The 16,865-nt window shown below is 60.2% G+C and carries 16 protein-coding genes and 1 other RNA gene; 7 read left to right on the top strand and 10 right to left on the bottom strand.

The window, feature by feature from the left end:
- Positions 1 to 136 precede the first annotated feature (136 nt).
- Positions 137 to 802 (top strand): outer membrane protein, encoded by a 666-nt coding sequence (locus KW848_RS09440; protein ID WP_218536643.1) that lies wholly within the window; start codon positions 137 to 139, stop codon positions 800 to 802.
- Between the two features lie 66 nt (positions 803 to 868).
- On the opposite strand, the gene gcvP is transcribed toward KW848_RS09440, so the two are convergent.
- Complete coding sequence (gcvP, locus tag KW848_RS09435) at positions 869 to 3,742, bottom strand: aminomethyl-transferring glycine dehydrogenase (RefSeq protein WP_218536642.1); 2,874 nt, start codon at positions 3,740 to 3,742, stop codon at positions 869 to 871.
- A 154-nt stretch (positions 3,743 to 3,896) separates the two neighbouring features.
- Here gcvP and KW848_RS09430 point away from each other — a divergent pair, with 154 nt between their 5' ends.
- On the top strand, positions 3,897 to 5,036 hold the full coding sequence (locus KW848_RS09430) for a DegT/DnrJ/EryC1/StrS aminotransferase family protein (RefSeq protein ID WP_218536641.1): 1,140 nt from the start codon (positions 3,897 to 3,899) through the stop codon (positions 5,034 to 5,036).
- Between the two features lie 114 nt (positions 5,037 to 5,150).
- Here KW848_RS09430 and gcvH read toward each other — a convergent pair whose 3' ends face one another.
- From gcvH to KW848_RS09390, 8 genes are all read right to left on the bottom strand, one after another.
- Entirely contained in the window at positions 5,151 to 5,534 is a 384-nt protein-coding gene (gcvH, locus tag KW848_RS09425) for a glycine cleavage system protein GcvH (protein WP_008150389.1), read from the bottom strand.
- A gap of 50 nt (positions 5,535 to 5,584) precedes the next feature.
- Entirely contained in the window at positions 5,585 to 6,667 is a 1,083-nt protein-coding gene (gcvT, locus tag KW848_RS09420; protein ID WP_192409011.1) for a glycine cleavage system aminomethyltransferase GcvT, read from the bottom strand.
- Positions 6,668 to 6,823: 156 nt separating this feature from the next.
- Positions 6,824 to 8,440 carry an iron ABC transporter permease gene (locus KW848_RS09415; protein WP_218536640.1) on the bottom strand — a complete coding sequence of 539 codons (1,617 nt, stop codon included), beginning with the start codon at positions 8,438 to 8,440 and terminating at the stop codon, positions 6,824 to 6,826.
- 212 nt (positions 8,441 to 8,652) lie between these two features.
- Positions 8,653 to 9,657, bottom strand: coding sequence for an extracellular solute-binding protein (locus tag KW848_RS09410; RefSeq protein WP_192409007.1), 1,005 nt, complete (start codon positions 9,655 to 9,657; stop codon positions 8,653 to 8,655).
- 249 nt (positions 9,658 to 9,906) lie between these two features.
- Entirely contained in the window at positions 9,907 to 11,124 is a 1,218-nt protein-coding gene (locus tag KW848_RS09405; protein ID WP_218536747.1) for a 2-octaprenyl-3-methyl-6-methoxy-1,4-benzoquinol hydroxylase, read from the bottom strand.
- Positions 11,125 to 11,239: 115 nt separating this feature from the next.
- Positions 11,240 to 12,427, bottom strand: a complete 1,188-nt coding sequence (ubiH, locus tag KW848_RS09400; RefSeq protein WP_218536639.1) for a 2-octaprenyl-6-methoxyphenyl hydroxylase — start codon at positions 12,425 to 12,427, stop codon at positions 11,240 to 11,242.
- Complete coding sequence (pepP, locus tag KW848_RS09395) at positions 12,424 to 13,758, bottom strand: Xaa-Pro aminopeptidase (protein ID WP_008150372.1); 1,335 nt, start codon at positions 13,756 to 13,758, stop codon at positions 12,424 to 12,426. The genes ubiH and pepP overlap by 4 nt, the downstream gene beginning before the upstream one ends.
- A gap of 27 nt (positions 13,759 to 13,785) precedes the next feature.
- Positions 13,786 to 14,346: a YecA family protein gene (locus KW848_RS09390; RefSeq protein WP_008150369.1), complete on the bottom strand. Its 561-nt coding sequence runs from the start codon at positions 14,344 to 14,346 to the stop codon at positions 13,786 to 13,788.
- Positions 14,347 to 14,473: 127 nt separating this feature from the next.
- Between KW848_RS09390 and KW848_RS09385 the strand changes: the two genes are divergently transcribed.
- The 4 genes from KW848_RS09385 to KW848_RS09370 all read left to right on the top strand — a co-directional run bounded on the left by KW848_RS09385 (position 14,474) and on the right by KW848_RS09370 (position 15,898).
- Positions 14,474 to 14,683 (top strand): TIGR02449 family protein, encoded by a 210-nt coding sequence (locus KW848_RS09385; protein WP_007942437.1) that lies wholly within the window; start codon positions 14,474 to 14,476, stop codon positions 14,681 to 14,683.
- On the top strand, positions 14,680 to 14,997 hold the full coding sequence (locus tag KW848_RS09380) for a cell division protein ZapA (RefSeq protein WP_007942435.1): 318 nt from the start codon (positions 14,680 to 14,682) through the stop codon (positions 14,995 to 14,997). Before KW848_RS09385 ends, KW848_RS09380 begins: the two co-directional genes overlap by 4 nt.
- A 30-nt stretch (positions 14,998 to 15,027) precedes the next feature.
- Positions 15,028 to 15,206: non-coding RNA, 6S RNA (gene ssrS / locus KW848_RS09375), on the top strand.
- Between the two features lie 86 nt (positions 15,207 to 15,292).
- Positions 15,293 to 15,898, top strand: coding sequence for a 5-formyltetrahydrofolate cyclo-ligase (locus tag KW848_RS09370; protein WP_111448358.1), 606 nt, complete (start codon positions 15,293 to 15,295; stop codon positions 15,896 to 15,898).
- A gap of 34 nt (positions 15,899 to 15,932) precedes the next feature.
- Here KW848_RS09370 and KW848_RS09365 read toward each other — a convergent pair whose 3' ends face one another.
- Positions 15,933 to 16,085 (bottom strand): hypothetical protein, encoded by a 153-nt coding sequence (locus KW848_RS09365; RefSeq protein ID WP_008024268.1) that lies wholly within the window; start codon positions 16,083 to 16,085, stop codon positions 15,933 to 15,935.
- Between the two features lie 201 nt (positions 16,086 to 16,286).
- Here KW848_RS09365 and KW848_RS09360 point away from each other — a divergent pair, with 201 nt between their 5' ends.
- Entirely contained in the window at positions 16,287 to 16,736 is a 450-nt protein-coding gene (locus KW848_RS09360; protein WP_218536638.1) for an EVE domain-containing protein, read from the top strand.
- Positions 16,737 to 16,865 lie beyond the last annotated feature (129 nt).

The raw sequence follows: 16,865 nt of genomic DNA, 5'->3' as shown, positions 1-16,865 counted from the left end.
TACGATGGCTAACGCCAAAACTCTCACATACAGACGAGTTTTCACCGACCTACTGATGAAAGCTCTGATATGAGCGCCTGACGTGCGAACTCAAACTTTGTCGATTCGGATTACCCCCACAAGCGAATCGACTCACATGAAAAAACCAGTCTTGTCTTTACTTCTGCTGGCCGCCTACAGTCACGTTTCCCACGCGGAAGGTCTGTATGGCTCGATAAAAATCCAGAGTGTCCAGCAAGACCTTGCCGGCGCCCTGCTCACAAGTCCCAGGGTGAACAACCGTATCGTCAGTCCGGAACGCAACAAAGATGTGGGAGGCTCCGTTGCGCTCGGCTACGAGTTTATAGGGGGCTGGCGCCTGGAAAGCGAGTACACCATCAAGCAGGACTCGGAGTTCAAGAGTTACTGGGCGCCATTCAACGCCAACGTTAACAACATGCAGGTCTCATCCAAGCGCCTGATGTTCAATGCCTATAAGGACTTCCCCTTGACCCAAAGCCTATCGCTGTACGCCATGGCCGGCGCAGGCGTGGCCCATATCAATTCGGAAGGCTATCAGTCCAACCCTTCACGTCGATTTGCCAACAATGCCCAAAACAATTTCGCCTACGCCCTGGGTGTCGGTGCAGACCTCAAACTGACCCGGCAAATTACCGTCGGCACCGGCTACCGCTATGTTGATATGGGTCAGGTTGAAACCGGCTATAACACCTTCGCCAACCGCATCAATGCGCGGGACGAACAACTGAAGGGCAAACTTCGAGAGCAGAATCTTTTCGTTGAAGCGCGGATGTCGTTCTGACTCATGACTCAAAAAAATGCCGCTCTCCCTGAGCGGCATTTTTTTGCCCGAATACAAAACGGTGTCTCAGCGGTAATCGTCCACCGGCACGCAGGCACAGAACAGGTTTCTATCGCCGTAAACGTTATCCACCCGGTTCACCACCGGCCAGTACTTGTGCGCCTTGGTGTGAGCATCCGGCGTAACCGCCTGCGCGATGCTGTAGGACCGCTCCCAAACTCCGGTGATATCCGCCAGGGTATGCGGTGAACGTTTCAGCGGGTTGTCATCGGCCGGCCAGTTGCCGTTCTGCACCTCGGTGATTTCCGCGCGGATACTCAGCATCGCCCCGATAAACCGGTCCAGCTCCGCCTTCGATTCACTTTCGGTGGGTTCCACCATCAACGTTCCCGGCACCGGAAACGACATGGTCGGCGCATGGAAGCCGTAGTCCATCAGCCGCTTGGCGACGTCCTCCTCGCTGATCCCGGTCAGCGTCTTGAGTGGCCGCAGGTCAAGAATGCATTCGTGAGCCACCCGCTCGTTGCGCCCGGTGTAGAGCACCGGGAACGCCCCGGACAAGTGCTGCGCCAGGTAATTCGCGGCGAGGATCGCCACCTCACTGGCATCCGCCAATTGCGGCCCCATCATCGCGATGTACATCCAGCTGATCGGCAGGATGCTCGCGCTGCCCCAAGGCGCCGCGCTGACTGCGCCGTTCTGTGCCAGCGGTCCGTCGATCGGCACCACCGGATGGTTGGCCACGAACGGGGCCAGATGTGCGCGCACACCAATCGGCCCCATGCCCGGCCCGCCGCCACCATGGGGGATGCAGAAAGTCTTGTGCAGGTTCATGTGGGACACGTCGGCACCAATGTCCGCCGGGCGCGCCAGTCCGACCTGAGCGTTGAGGTTGGCGCCATCCATGTACACCTGGCCACCGTGACTGTGGATAACCTCACAGATTTCGCTGATGCCTTCCTCGTATACACCGTGGGTCGAAGGATACGTCGCCATCAGGCAGGCGAGTTTGTCTGCGGCCTCTGCGGCCTTGCCTTTGAGGTCATCCAGATCAACGTTGCCCGCCTCGTCGCATTCGACGATCACCACGCGCATGCCGGCCATCTGCGCCGAAGCCGGGTTGGTGCCATGGGCCGAGGACGGGATCAGGCAGATATCCCGCGCGCCCTCATGACGACTCTCGTGATATTTGCGGATGGCCAGCAACCCGGCGTACTCACCTTGGGCGCCCGAGTTGGGTTGCATGCAGATCGCGTCGAAACCGGTAATCGCGCAGAGCCAACGCTCCAGTTCTTCGATCATCAGCGAATAACCGACCGCCTGCTCTTTCGGCACGAACGGGTGCAGGTTGGCGAACTGCGGCCACGTGATCGGGATCATCTCGCTGGTGGCGTTGAGCTTCATGGTGCAGGAGCCCAGCGGGATCATCGATTGATTGAGCGCCAGGTCCTTGTTCTCCAGTTGCTTGAGGTAGCGCAGCATCTCGGTTTCGCTGTGATGGGCGCTGAACACCGGGTGACGCAGATAAGACGAGGTACGCAACAGACCTGCGGGAATGCCGGAAACAAGGGTTTCAGCGTCCAGTTCGTCGACGTTAAGCCCATGATCGGAACCGAGGAACACATCAAACAACTTCGCGACGGTGGATTCGTCAGAGGTTTCGTCGAGGCTCAACCCCAACCGCCCGCGCCCGAGAATGCGCAAATTGATCTGCGCGGCCTGGGCACTTTCGATGATTGCGGTCTGAGTACCACCGACTTCCAGCGTCAGGGTGTCGAAAAAGTGGGTGTTGAGGCGGGTGATGCCGTGGCGCTCCAGGCCAGCGGCGAGGATGCTGGTCAGCCGATGGACGCGTTGGGCAATGCGTTTGAGCCCTTCCGGACCGTGGTAGACCGCATAGAAACTGGCAATGTTGGCCAGCAGCACCTGCGCGGTGCAAATGTTCGAGTTAGCTTTCTCCCGGCGGATATGTTGCTCGCGGGTTTGCAGGGCCATGCGCAGGGCGACGTTGCCGCGAGCATCTTTCGATACGCCGATGATCCGCCCGGGAATCGCCCGTTTGTATTCATCGCGACTGGCAAAAAACGCCGCGTGAGGGCCGCCGTAACCCATGGGCACGCCGAAACGCTGGGATGAACCGAACACCACGTCGGCGCCCAACTCCCCCGGCGGCGTCAGCAACAGCAGACTCAGCAGATCGGTGGCGACACACGCCAAGGCTTGCTGCGCATGCAGATGATCGATCAAGGGACGAAGATCGCGGATCTCGCCGTGGGTGTCGGGGTATTGCAGGAGCGCGCCGAACACCTGGTGCTGTTTCAAGTTATCCACAGAGTCGATGATCAGCTCGAAGCCGAACCCTTGTGCTCGGGTCTGCACCACGGAAATGGTCTGCGGATGACAGTTTTCGTCGACGAAGAACAGATTGCTTCGGGACTTGGCGACACGCTTGGCCAGTGCCATGGCTTCCGCCGCCGCCGTGGCTTCGTCCAGCAGCGAGGCGTTGGCCAGTTCCAGGCCCGTGAGGTCGATGGTCAATTGCTGGAAGTTCAGCAGCGCTTCGAGCCGCCCTTGGGCGATCTCTGGTTGATAGGGTGTGTACGCGGTGTACCAACCGGGATTTTCCAGCACGTTGCGCACAATGACGGCCGGCGTGAGGGTGCCGTGGTAGCCCATGCCGATCAGGCTGGTCCAGACCTGGTTTTGCTCGGCGTAACCACGCAGTTTGGTCAGCGCGGCTTCTTCATCGAGGGCGGGTGGCAGGTCGAGCGGCCTGTTCAGGCGGATTCCTGGCGGCACCGTCTGCTCGATCAACTCGACCCGGCTGCCGAGGCCGAGGCTGTCGAGCATCGCCTGTTGCTCGGCGTCATCGGGCCCGAGGTGGCGGCGAAGGAAGGCATTAGGGTCGCGTAACTGGCTCAAGGACGGCAATTGGGACATGACGGGCTCTCTCTTGACTGGCGCTCAACGTCGATGCAACACGGTCAAACCAGCATAGCAGTCGATACCCGAGCGGATGGATTGGCGCCAACGATCATTGCGGATCAGAATGCTCGGCATCTGCCCAATGTCCGCTGATCAGGTGACTGTATTTATGAGCCAACTGCCTTTCCTGCCATTCTCCAAACCCACCATCGACGAAGCCACGATTGCCGCTGTGGGTGACGTATTACGCTCGGGCTGGATTACCAGCGGCCCCAAGGTTCAGGCCTTTGAACAACAACTCTCGGAGTATTTCGGTGGGCGCCCGGTGCGCACCTTCAATTCCGGCACCTGCACCATGGAGATCGCCTTGCGCATTGCCGGTATCGGGCCGGGCGATGAAGTGATCACCACGCCGATTTCCTGGGTGGCCACCGCCAACGTCATTCTGGAAGTCGGCGCTACGCCGGTGTTTGCCGACATTGACCCGATCACCCGCAACCTCGATCTGGATCAGCTGGAAGCGGCAATCACCCCGCGCACCAAAGCGATCATTCCTGTGTACCTCGCCGGTTTGCCGGTGGACATGAGCCGGTTGTATGCGATCGCCAAAAAACACGGATTGCGGATTGTCGAAGACGCCGCGCAAGCCTTGGGTTCGAGCTGGAACGGCCAGCGCATTGGCTCGACCGGCGATTTCGTGTCCTTCAGTTTCCAGGCAAACAAAAACGTCACCTCGTCAGAGGGCGGTTGCCTGGTATTGAACAATGACGAGGAAGTGCAACTGGCGCAAAAGTACCGTTTACAGGGCGTCACCCGTAGCGGCTTCGATGGTCTGGATGTCGATGTGCTGGGCGGCAAGTTCAACATGACCGACGTTGCAGCGGCCATCGGCCTTGGGCAATTTGCTCACATCGATGCAATCACAGCGCATCGCCGTGAACTGGCCAGGCACTATTTCGCTTGTTTCGGTGAGGATTTCGAAGCGTTGTATGGGGCTCAACTGCCCCCGGCGGATTTCGAGAACAGCAACTGGCATTTGTTTCAGCTGGTGCTGCCTGAGCGCAGGGATGGCCAACCGGCACGGGCTACTTTCATGGAGCAGATGCAGGCACTGGGGGTTGGTATCGGCTATCACTACCCGCCGATTCACCTGCTGAGTCTTTACCGCGAACGCGGGTTCAAGGAGGGCATGTTCCCGGTCGCCGAGCGGGTCGGTCGCCTGATCGTTTCACTGCCGATGTTCACCGCCATGACCAAAGCGGATGTTGAGCGTTCGGTGGCAGCGGTGAAGTCAGTGCTAAATCCATAGACCCTGTGGGAGCGAGCCTGCTCGCGAAGTGGGAGTGTCAGTTGGCATAACTGTTTGCTGACACACCGCTTTCGCGAGCAGGCTCGCTCCCACATAGATTTCGCAAGGCGACGATTATTCGCCGATGGCAGCCTTGTAGCCGGCGGCGTCCAGCAGCGTGTCCAGGTCAGCCGCGTTGCTTGGCTTGAGCTTGAAGATCCAGGCACCGTACGGGTCGGAGTTGAGCAGCTCAGGGTTGGCGCTCAGTTCTTCGTTGATCGCAATCACTTCACCGGCCACCGGGGAGTAGATGTCCGAAGCGGCTTTAACCGACTCCACCACACCGGACTGATCACCGGCAGCGAAGACTGTTCCGACTTCGGTCAGCTCAACGAACACCACGTCGCCCAAGGCTTCCTGAGCGTGATCGCTGATGCCCACGGTAACGCTGCCATCGGCTTCGAGACGGGCCCACTCGTGACTTTCGGCAAAACGCAGGTCGGCAGGAATATCGCTCATGTTCTGTGTCCTCAAGAGAATTGTCAGCGGTCGTTGCCCGCCAAAAAAGGTTAGATCAAGGTTTTGCCATGGCGTACGAAGGTCGGTTTGACCACTCGGACCGGGTACCACTTGCCACGGATTTCCACTTCTGCGCGGTCGGCTGTCGCCATCGGCACGCGCGCCAGTGCAATCGACTTGCTAAGCGTAGGAGAGAAACTACCACTGGTGATCTCCCCTTCGCCAACATTGGCGATGCGGACGACTTGATGAGCGCGCAAAACCCCACGCTCCTCAAGGACCAGACCGACCAGTTTGTGCTGCACGCCACCCGCCCGCTCGGCTTCAAGAGCGCTGCGCCCGATGAACTGGCGAGTGGCCGGTTCCCACGCAATGCTCCAGGCCATGTTGGAAGCCAGTGGTGAAACGTCTTGATGAATGTCCTGGCCGTAGAGGTTCATACCGGCTTCGACCCGCAGCGTATCGCGCGCCCCGAGGCCGATCGGTGAGATGCCCGCGCCCACCAGATCGTTGAAGAATCCTGGCGCTTGATTGGCTGGCAGAACGATTTCCAGGCCATCTTCGCCGGTGTAACCCGTGCGTGCGATAAACCAGTCACCGTCGGCCTGGCCTTCGAAGGGCTTGAGCATCTGAATCAGGTTGCCGCGGGACTGGGTCACCAGTTCGGAGATTTTGTGCCGGGCGTGGGGACCTTGAATGGCCAGCATCGCCAACTCGGAGCGCTCGTTGAGCTGCACCTTGAAACCCTCGAGGTGAGCCTGCATCCAGGCGAGGTCCTGATTGCGGGTGGAGGCGTTGACCACCAGCCGATAACCCTCCTCGAGACGGTAGACGATCATGTCGTCGACGATGCCGCCGCGCTCGTTGAGCATGGTGCTGTACAAGGCACGGCCAGGGCTGTGCAGACGTTCGACGTCATTGGCCAGCAAATGCTGGAGCCAGGCCTTGGCCTGAGGGCCGCTGACATCGATCACGGTCATGTGGGATACATCGAAAACCCCGCAATCGCGGCGCACCTGATGGTGTTCCTCGACCTGCGAGCCGTAATGCAAAGGCATATCCCAACCGCCAAAATCGACCATCTTCGCGCCGAGGGCGAGATGAAGGTCATACAGAGGCGTGCGCAGTCCCATGGGTTTCTCCTTCCGGGCGTGGCGAAGGTGCGGGCCGGTGCTGCACGGGGTGAAAGCCTTGAAATAGAAGGCTTTCAGCCGATTTCAGCTACCTGGTCCGTAGGACGGACCGCACCGAATGCCGCGCATTGTAGCCTCAAGGTGTAGGACTGACACCTAGGCGTTTCGATGCGCTGAACGTCGAATCAATCCGATGACCGGTAACAGCCCGACCAAAACCAGGGTCAGTGCCGGCAGCGAGGCCCTCGCCCACTCGCCTTCGCTGGTCATTTCGAAGATCCGTACCGCCAGCGTGTCCCAGCCAAACGGGCGCATCAGAAGGGTCGCGGGCATTTCCTTGAGCACATCGACGAACACCAGCAACGCGGCACTCAACGTTCCTGGCAGCAATAACGGCAGATACACTTTGAAAAACAGTCGTGGCCCACTGACGCCAAGGCTACGTGCCGCTTCGGGCAAAGATGGCCGTATTCGCGCCAGACTGCTTTCCAGCGGCCCATAAGCCACCGCGATGAAACGCACCAGATAGGCCAGCAACAACGCCGACAGGCTGCCCAGCAGCAATGGCTTGCCGGCGCCCCCCAGCCAACCCGACAACGGGATCACCAGTTCGCGGTCCAGGTAACTGAACGCCAGCATGATCGACACCGCCAGCACCGAGCCTGGCAAGGCGTAGCCGAGATTGGCCAGGCTGATGCCGGAGCGGATCGCGCGGGTCGGGGCCAGACGCCGGGCAAACGCCAGCACTAAAGCAACACTGACGGTAATCAGCGCCGCCATGCCGCCCAGGTACAACGTATGGACGATCAGCCCCGCGTAACGCTCATCCAGGTCAAAGCGCCCGCGCTGCCAGAACCACGCCACCAGTTGAAGCACTGGAATGACGAAAGCGCAGGCGAATACCAGACCGCACCAACTCATGGCCGCCAGCGCCTTGAAACCGCGCAGGTGATACAGCGCCTTGACCCGTGGTCGTTCGTTACTCGCCCGGTTGGCCCCGCGAGCACGGCGCTCGCCGTACAGCACGACCATCACCACCAGCAGCAACAGGCTGGCCAGTTGCGCGGCGGTGGAGAGGCTGAAAAATCCGTACCAGGTCTTGTAGATGGCGGTCGTGAACGTGTCGAAATTGAACACCGACACCGCACCGAAATCCGCCAGGGTTTCCATCAACGCCAGCGCCACGCCAGCGCCGATGGCCGGGCGCGCCATGGGCAGCGCGACTCGCCAGAACGCTTGCCACGGGGATTGCCCCAGGACTCGCGCCGCTTCCATCAAGCCTTTGCCCTGAGCCAGGAACGCGGTTCGCGCCAACAGGTAAACGTAGGGATAGAAGACCAGCACCAGCACCAGAATCACGCCGCCGGTGGAGCGCACGCGCGGCAACCTCAAGCCCGAGCCGAACCATTCGCGCAACAGGGTTTGCACGGGGCCGGCAAAATCCAACAGGCCGACGAAGACGAATGCCAGCACGTAGGCGGGAATGGCGAATGGCAGCATCAGCGCCCAGTCCAGCCAACGCCGACCGGGGAATTCGCAGAGGCTGGTGAGCCAGGCCAGGCTCACGCCCAAGAGTGTCACGCCGATACCGACGCCGAGTACCAGGGTCAGGGTATTGCCCAGCAGGCGCGGCATCTGGGTATCCCAGAGGTGGGACCAGATTTGATGATCGATGGTTTGCCATGACAACAGCAAAACGCTGAGGGGCAGCAGGACCAGCGCAGCGATGGCGAAGACCAGGGGGTACCAGCGGCGTTGGGCGGGGTGGGCCAAGGAGATTCTCTAGAAAATATTGGGCCGACTCTAACCTGAAGTCGGCTCCATTTTGTGGCGAGGGAGCTTGCTCCCGCTCGGGTGCGAAGCAGCCGCAGGAGGGTATCAGATCATCTCGATCCTGACCTGTCGACGCCAACGGGGCCGCTTCGCAGCCCAGCGGGAGCAAGCTCCCTCGCCACAGGTAGCCGCTCGCCACAATAACAGTGGACTCAGTTCCAGCCCGCCCGATCCATCATGCGAATCGCTTCCGCCTGACGCTTGCCGGCAATTTCCACCGGCAAGGTATCAGCCACAAACTTGCCCCAGCTCGCCACTTCTGCAGAAGGCTGAACCGCAGGGTTGGCCGGGAATTCCTGGTTCACGTCAGCAAAGATCTTCTGTGCTTCAGGTGTGGTCATCCACTCCACCAAGGCCTTGGCCGCTTCCGGGTGCGGAGCATGTTTGGTCAAGCCGATGCCCGACAGGTTCACGTGCACGCCACGGTCACCCTGGTTTGGCCAGAACAGCTTCACGGCCAGATCAGGCTTCTGCTTGTGCAGACGACCGTAGTAGTACGTGTTGACGATGCCGACGTCGCATTGACCCGCGTTGATGGCCTCCAGCACCGCGATGTCATCCGAGAACACATCGGTGGACAGGTTATTCACCCAGCCCTTGAGAATCTTCTCGGTTTTTTCGGCGCCATGGACTTCGATCATGGTGGCGGTCAGGGACTGGTTGTAGACCTTCTTCGCCGTGCGCAGGCACAGGCGGCCTTCCCAGTTCTTGTCGGCCAGACCTTCGTAGGTGGTCAACTCACCGGGTTTCACCCGATCGGTGGAGTAAGCGATGGTCCTCGCCCGCAGGCTCAGGCCAGTCCAGGCATGGGCGGATGAGCGGTATTGCAACGGGATGTTGGCGTCGATCACCTTGGACGTAAACGGTTGCAGGATGCCCATTTGCTCGGCTTGCCAGAGGTTACCGGCATCGACGGTCAGCAGCAGGTCCGCGGTGGCGTTCTCGCCCTCGGCCTTGATCCGCTGCATCAGCGGCGCTTCCTTGTCGGTGATGAACTTCACCTGCACGCCGGTTTTCGCGGTGTAGGCATCGAAGACCGGTTTGATCAGCTCGTCGATACGCGAGGAGTAAACCACCACCTCGTCAGCGGCCTGGGCAGCAGTGCTGCCAATCAGGGTCAGGGCGAGCGCGGTCAGTAGACGCTTCGGTGCCAACATGGGAGCGATCTCTCGATTGGAAAATTGAAGCCAAATGATATGGACTCACATTTAGCTTCTCAATCGAACTGTTTGTGGAGGAGTTACCAGATGTTGCACAGGCTGGAATATGTGGTGGATGTACCAGCCCTTTCGCGGGCAAGCCCGCTCCCACAGGGATCTCCAGTGTTCACACATAATGTTGTGATCACCCGAATCCTTGTGGGAGCGGGCTTGCCCGCGAAGGGGCCATCAGCCCCAACGAAAATCTCAGGCCTTGGCGAGTGCCGGCAGATCCCCGGTCAACCCCAGCGCCTCACGCACGAACAGGGCCTTGGCTTCGGGCATTTGGTCGACCATCTTCAACCCGGCATTGCGCAACCAGCGAATCGGCAACGGATCAGCCTGGAACAGGCGCTCGAAGCCTTCCATCGCCGCCATCAACGCCAGGTTGTGGGGCATGCGCCGACGTTCGTAACGGCTGAGCACTTTCACATCCGCCAGACGTTCGCCACGCGTGGCCGCTTGCAACAGCACTTCGGCCAGCACGGCGGCATCGAGAAAACCAAGGTTCACGCCCTGCCCGGCCAAGGGATGAATGGTGTGCGCCGCATCACCGATCAACGCCAAACCTTCAGCCACATAGCGCTTGGCATGACGCTGGCGCAGCGGTACGCACAGACGCGGGTCGGCGCTGAGCACCTTGCCGAGTCGACCTTCGAAGGCCCGCTCCAGCGCTTTGCAGAACCCCTCGTCATCCAGCGCCATCAGGTGTTCGGCTTCGCTCGGGGTGGTCGACCAGACGATCGAACACCAATCCTGCTGACCGTCACGCTCCAGCGGCAAAAACGCCAGCGGACCGTTGTCGGTGAAGCGCTGCCACGCGGTCAGTTGATGAGGTTTGGCGCTGCGCACGCTGGTGACAATCGCGTGGTGCAGGTAGTCCCACTCGCGCGTCGCCATGCCGGTCAGACGCCGAACGGCGGAATTGGCGCCATCCGCTGCGATCACCAAAGGTGCGCGCAAGGTGCGGCCATCGGCCAGGGTCAGCAGCCAGTCATCGCCGGAACGACGCATTTGCTCCAGGCGCGCGTTGGCCAACATGCCGAGATCGCAGTCGTGCAAGCGGTCGAGCAAGGCGTCCTGAACCACGCGGTTCTCGACGATATGCCCCAGCACGTCGGCATGCACACTGGCTGCCGAAAAATGGATTTGCCCGGTGCCGCTGCCGTCCCAGACCTGCATGTCGGTGTAGGGGCTGCTGCGCCGTTTGGCGATGCCGTCCCAGACGCCCAGACGATCAAGAATCCGCTGGCTGGCAATCGATAAGGCGCTCACTCGCGGCTCGAACGAAGCTTGAACATCGAAGGGTTTGACGCTCATGCGGCTGCCGTCCAGCAGCAGGACTTCCAGCCCGCTGTCCTGCAACGCCAGCGCCAGGGCGCTGCCGACCATTCCGGCCCCGACAATCAGCAGATCTGCGCGCATTTCCATGCTTTAAGCCTGTCTCGCTTGCGGCTTGAGCCGCCTATAAAGGGATTTAACCAAAGTGCCGGCGCCGAGGTTCGGCAGGTAGAAGCTGCCGAACGTGTTGGCCAGCCACTTAAGCATCGGGACGCGTACCCAAACCCATGGCCTGTCGCGCGAACCAGCGTTTGGCCGGCGGCAACAGGTCCAGCCCGAGCAGACCGATATTGCGGCCCAGGGAAACCAATGGTTGAGTACTGCCGAACAAACGGGTGACCTGATCGGAGAAACCCACGGTCAGGTTCTGGTCCAGACGCTGACGCTCGCGGTAGGCCTGCAAGGTCGCAAAGTCGCCGGGAGATGTTTCGCTGGCCAGCAATGCATCGGCCAGCGCTTGAGCATCACGTAAAGACAGATTGAAACCTTGCCCGGCAATCGGGTGCAGGCTGTGAGCAGCATTGCCGAGAATCGCCAGGTGCGGACGCACCTGCTCCTCGGCCTCGATCAATGTCAGCGGGTACAAATGCCGCGCGCCAACCTGCCTCAAAGTGCCGAGGCGATAACCGAACACGCCTTGCAACTCGCTGAGAAAGCTCTTTTCATCGAGGGCCGCCAGCCGTTGCGCGTCCATCCCCAATCGGGTCCAGACCAGTGCGCAGCGGTTTTCCGGCAACGGCAACAAGGCCATCGGCCCGTCATCGGTGAAACGCTCGAAGGCCATGCCGTTGTGCGCTTCACTCGGCGTGATGTTGGCGATCAACGCGCTCTGGTTATACGGGCGCTTTTTGATGCCGATCCCCAGTTGCTCGCGCAGGCCGGAACGGCCGCCATCAGCCAGCACCGCAAGCTCGCATTCCAGCGTGGTTTCGTCGTTGAGGGTCAGGCGATAGCCATCGATCAGCGGCTCCATGCGCGTGACTTCCGCCGGGCAACGCCAGCTGATCACGTCCTTGTCCAGCCCCTGCCAGAGGCATTGGCCGAGCCAGGCGTTTTCCACCACATAACCCAGCGCCGGAACGCCCTCTTCCATCGCCGACAATCGCGCGGTGGAGAAGCGTCCACGGTCGGAGACATGAATCTGTTTGATCGGCTCGGCGCGGCGGGAGATTTCCTGCCACACGCCCAGGCGTTGATAAATCTGCTTGGCACCGTAGGACAACGCCGAGGAACGGGCGTCATAGCTCGGTTGATAAGTATCGCCGGGGGCAAACGGCTCGATCAGCACGATCTTCCAGCCACGAGCCTTGGCCCCGGCCTGCAACGCCAACGCCAGGCTGGCGCCGACCAGACCACCACCGATGATTGCCAGATTGACTCGACTCATGCCGCTTGTGTCCGAGCGGCGGCCATCAAGGCCTCGATCTCGGCGACCGTTTTCGGCACGCCTTTGGTCAGGATTTCACAGCCGCTTTTGGTGACCACTACGTCGTCCTCGATGCGCACGCCAATGCCGCGCCATTTCTTCGCTACGTTCTGGTTGCCCGGGGCAATGTAGATGCCCGGTTCCACGGTCAGCGCCATGCCGACTTCCAATACACGCCATTCGCCGCCGACCTTGTATTCGCCAACGTCATGTACATCCATGCCCAGCCAGTGGCCGGCGCGGTGCATGTAGAACGCTTTATAGGCTTCGCTGGCGATCAACTCGTCGACGTCGCCCTGTAACAGGCCCAACTTCACCAGACCGGCGGTAATCACCCGAACTGTAGCTTCGTGAGCCTGATTCCAGTGTTTGTCCGGGGCGATTTCCGCAAACGCAGCTTCTTGCGACGCCAGCACCAACTCGTAGATTGCCTTCTGTTCCGCTGAATACTTGCCGTTGACCGGCCAGGTGCGGGTGATGTCGCTGGCGTAGCAGTCGATCTCGCAACCGGCATCGATCAGCACCAGATCGCCGTCCTTGAGCACCGCGTCATTCTGCTGGTAATGCAGGATGCAGCTGTTGCGCCCAGCGGCGACGATCGAACCGTAGGCCGGCATTTTCGCCCCGCCCTTGCGAAACTCGTAGTCGAGTTCGGCTTCGAGGCTGAACTCATGCAGCCCCACACGACTGGCCTGCATCGCGCGGATGTGTGCCTGTGCGGAAATCCGTGCGGCTTCGCGCATCACCTTCACTTCTGCCGCCGATTTATACAGGCGCATGTCGTGAAGCAGATGATCCAGGGCAACGAATTCGTTCGGCGGCTGGGCGCCGAGGTGCGCTTTAGAGCGGATCACGTTGATCCAGTCCATCAGGTGTCGGTCGAATTCCGGGTTGCTGCCCATGGCCGAATACACCCGGTCGCGGCCTTCGATCAGGCCCGGTAGGATGTCGTCGATGTCAGTGATGGGGAAGGCGTCGTCGGCGCCAAAGTCGCGGATCGCGCCTTCCTGCCCGGCGCGCAGGCCGTCCCACAACTCCCGTTCGGCATTGCGTTCACGGCAGAACAGTATGTATTCGCCATGCAGACGCCCCGGCATCAAAACGATGACAGCCTGAGGTTCGGGAAAACCGCTGAGGTACTGGAAGTCGCTGTCCTGACGGTAGACGTGCTCGACGTCGCGGTTGCGGATCGCAACGGCGGCGGCGGGCAGGATGGCGATGCTGTTGGGTTCCATCTGCGCCATCAGGGCCTTGCGGCGACGGCTGTATTCCGATTTCGGGATATGAATCATGGGCAGATGGCTTTCCCTTTCACGCGATTAATGCAACGACGGTTTGGCAGCAGCCGGCGCGTCCGGCTTTTTGTTTTCGGTGAACAGCAGCAGCGGCGCGACGCGCAGGTACTCCATCACTTCCATGTAATCGCTTTCGCCGTCGTCGGACTCTTCCAAGGCGTCTTGCACCTGCGAAATAGCCGCCAGGTCCTGAAGCACTTCGGTGGCCTCGGTGCTCAGCATGCTGCTGTCACGGCAGTTCAGGCCGAAACCGCTGAGGAAACCCTGGCACCATTGGCCCAGTGCGGCGGCACGGTCAGCCAGTGGCTCGTCATCGGTCGGCAGCAGCAGAACGACGGTCACGTCGTCGCCAGTGAGCTCGCCCTTGACCATCTCCTGCAAGCCGATCAAGGCGTTGCGGACATTATCCTGCGGCTCGCTTTCGAGCAGCTCGGCGGCATCGATCAGCCAGCCTTCGGCATCGAAACCGGCTCCGGCGCAACTGCGGCCGAGCAACAGGCCATGCAGTTCGGCAGGCGAGACGTTATGACCGCTGGAAGTCAGCAGTTTGGCGAAGGCTTGGTACGGGGAATTCTGAATGGGCATGGGCAGCTAGGCGCCAGACGGCGCTATGTCTAGAATGAAGGCCTGTATCCTACATCGACAGACTCGCCAAGACTATTAAAGGCTGTCCGCCAGCTACCACCCATCTGACACATTTTCAGTGGACACAATGGAAGACACCGACCTGCAAGCGCTGATGGCCAGACTCGAACTGCTAATTAGCCGCGTCGAGCAACTAAAGAGTCAAAACGGACTCCTATTAGCTCAGGAAAAGACCTGGCGCGAGGAACGCGCTCACCTCATTGAAAAGAACGAAATCGCCCGGCGTAAGGTCGAATCAATGATTTCGCGCCTCAAGGCCCTGGAGCAAGACTCATGAGTTCAAGCAATAGCGTTACCGTGCAGATCCTCGATAAAGAATATTCGATCATCTGCCCCCAGGAAGAGCGCAGCAACCTGGTGAGCGCCGCCCGTTACCTGGACGGCAAGATGCGCGAAATCCGCAGCAGCGGCAAAGTCATCGGCGCCGATCGCATCGCCGTGATGGCCGCCCTGAACATCACCCACGATCTCCTGCACAAGGAAGAACGCCCGGATGTACAGGCCAGCGGCTCGACCCGTGAGCAGGTTCGCGACCTGCTGGATCGCGTCGATCTGGTGCTCGCAACCGATCCGGACGTCACCAAGGGCTGAAACGCGAAACCGCTTGGGGTATACTCGCATCACTCCCTGGGGTGCTTGCCAGTTGACCACGTCCCTGAGCCGATTCGCACTACCCTGGAAGTTGCACGTTGGGCTGGTGTGCATGTCCGCTAGACGGAAAGCCTTAAAGCCTACTGCATCTTCCACCTTGAACTTTCGGGTTCAAGGGCTAAGTCAGCAGCGGTTCATCCGGGGAGCCTGATTCCAGTCCGATGCCGGTTTAAATACCGGCATCGGCTTTTTTACGGGTACGCTTTATGTACTTACCCTTCTGAAGCCCGAATCCATGACCGAACCTGCGCTGCTGCCCCGCCCGCAACTTCGACGCATGCTGCGCAAGGCCCGCCGCGCACTGACGCCCAGTCAGCAACGCCAGGCCGCTCGCGGGCTGTACAAGCAATTGGCCCAGCAACCGCTGTTTCGCCGCGCAAAACATATTTCCCTGTATCTGCCCACCGACGGTGAAATCGACCCGCGTGTTTTGCTGCGTGCCGCTCAACGCCGGGGCAAGGCGACTTATCTGCCGGTGCTCAGCGCCTGGCCACGAACCAAAATGGTGTTCCAGCGAATTCGCCCCGGCGAGAAGCTGAAACCCAACCGGTTTCGTATTCTCGAACCCATGCACAACCTCGCCCGGCAACGCAAAGTCTGGGCGCTGGATCTGGTGTTGCTGCCGCTGGTGGGGTTTGACGATGTCGGCGGACGTCTTGGGATGGGCGGTGGTTTCTACGACCGGAGCCTGGCGTACCTGGCGCGGCGCAAAAACTGGCGCAAGCCGACGCTATTGGGGCTGGCCCATGAATGTCAGAAGGTCGAACGATTGGCTCAAGCGAGCTGGGATGTGCCGTTACAGGGAACGGTGACAGACAAGGCGTGGTATTTCGCCGGCTAGACGCCACTGGAATCAGCGGCGTCCGAAGACAGTTTCAGCGTTTGAAGGCCGATGGCTGTTGTTGCTGCGCGATTTCGATCGGAGCGTCGGTCTTGTTGCTCCACAGGCTTTGGGCATAGCCAGTGGTCACGACGCCGAGGCCGAACAAAATAACCAAAATCCATAGTAAATCCGGTTTGCGTTTCATCGATTGCCCCCCAAAGGCACATCAACACGATGACAGCAGCGGTTTCCGTTGTAGGTGTAGGCCGTGCAGCAGCGTCAAGCTTAGAAGGCCGGCATTTTGCGACAACGTGAACCGACACGCAAACGCTGGCGTCAACCGACCGTCGGTTTGTCATAAAATTCCCCGACAACTTGCCCACCCACTTCGCAAGGAGCAAAAACCATGGCTTATTGGCTAATGAAATCCGAGCCCGACGAACTCTCGATCAAGGGCCTGGAGACGCTTGGCAAGGCGCGCTGGGACGGGGTTCGCAACTATCAGGCACGTAATTTTCTGCGGGCCATGGCGGTGGGCGACGAGTTTTTCTTCTATCACTCCAGCTGCCCCGAACCGGGGATCGCCGGGATCGGGAAGATCGTCGAAGCCGCGTATCCGGACCCGACAGCGCTGGAGCCGGAGAGCCCTTACTACGATCCCAAGGCCACGGCAGAGAAAAACGCCTGGAGCGCGATCGATGTGGCCCACGTCGAAACGTTCACGAAAGTCCTGAAACTCGATTACCTGAAACAACAAACAGCGCTGGCCGAGATGCCGCTGGTGCAGAAAGGCTCGCGACTGTCGGTGATGCCGGTGACGGCCGAGCAATGGGCGGCGGTGCTCGATTTACGTTAAATACAGCAGAACCACCCGGTCACCCTCTTTTCTGCGCCGAACAGGGTTAGGCTTGGCCCACAGTTGACTGGTATCAACGCGCCTCGGCGCTCGATCAACCAGACTAGGACGCAACAGCCGCAGGATGCC

Source organism: Pseudomonas sp. PDM25 (assembly GCF_019219045.1).
Lineage (GTDB): Bacteria > Pseudomonadota > Gammaproteobacteria > Pseudomonadales > Pseudomonadaceae > Aquipseudomonas.
This window is presented reverse-complemented; position numbering and strand designations above follow the sequence as displayed.

What these genes read in the sequence shown, in the direction of transcription:
- KW848_RS09440 (WP_218536643.1), top strand. Translation starts at nt 137, where the DNA reads ATGAAAAAACCAGTCTTGTCTTTACTTCTGCTGGCCGCCTACAGTCAC.
- gcvP (WP_218536642.1), bottom strand. Translation starts at nt 3,742, where the DNA reads ATGTCCCAATTGCCGTCCTTGAGCCAGTTACGCGACCCTAATGCCTTC.
- KW848_RS09430 (WP_218536641.1), top strand. Translation starts at nt 3,897, where the DNA reads ATGAGCCAACTGCCTTTCCTGCCATTCTCCAAACCCACCATCGACGAA.
- gcvH (WP_008150389.1), bottom strand. Translation starts at nt 5,534, where the DNA reads ATGAGCGATATTCCTGCCGACCTGCGTTTTGCCGAAAGTCACGAGTGG.
- gcvT (WP_192409011.1), bottom strand. Translation starts at nt 6,667, where the DNA reads ATGGGACTGCGCACGCCTCTGTATGACCTTCATCTCGCCCTCGGCGCG.
- KW848_RS09410 (WP_192409007.1), bottom strand. Translation starts at nt 9,657, where the DNA reads ATGTTGGCACCGAAGCGTCTACTGACCGCGCTCGCCCTGACCCTGATT.
- KW848_RS09405 (WP_218536747.1), bottom strand. Translation starts at nt 11,124, where the DNA reads ATGCGCGCAGATCTGCTGATTGTCGGGGCCGGAATGGTCGGCAGCGCC.
- ubiH (WP_218536639.1), bottom strand. Translation starts at nt 12,427, where the DNA reads ATGAGTCGAGTCAATCTGGCAATCATCGGTGGTGGTCTGGTCGGCGCC.
- pepP (WP_008150372.1), bottom strand. Translation starts at nt 13,758, where the DNA reads ATGATTCATATCCCGAAATCGGAATACAGCCGTCGCCGCAAGGCCCTG.
- KW848_RS09390 (WP_008150369.1), bottom strand. Translation starts at nt 14,346, where the DNA reads ATGCCCATTCAGAATTCCCCGTACCAAGCCTTCGCCAAACTGCTGACT.
- KW848_RS09385 (WP_007942437.1), top strand. Translation starts at nt 14,474, where the DNA reads ATGGAAGACACCGACCTGCAAGCGCTGATGGCCAGACTCGAACTGCTA.
- KW848_RS09380 (WP_007942435.1), top strand. Translation starts at nt 14,680, where the DNA reads ATGAGTTCAAGCAATAGCGTTACCGTGCAGATCCTCGATAAAGAATAT.
- KW848_RS09370 (WP_111448358.1), top strand. Translation starts at nt 15,293, where the DNA reads ATGACCGAACCTGCGCTGCTGCCCCGCCCGCAACTTCGACGCATGCTG.
- KW848_RS09365 (WP_008024268.1), bottom strand. Translation starts at nt 16,085, where the DNA reads ATGAAACGCAAACCGGATTTACTATGGATTTTGGTTATTTTGTTCGGC.
- KW848_RS09360 (WP_218536638.1), top strand. Translation starts at nt 16,287, where the DNA reads ATGGCTTATTGGCTAATGAAATCCGAGCCCGACGAACTCTCGATCAAG.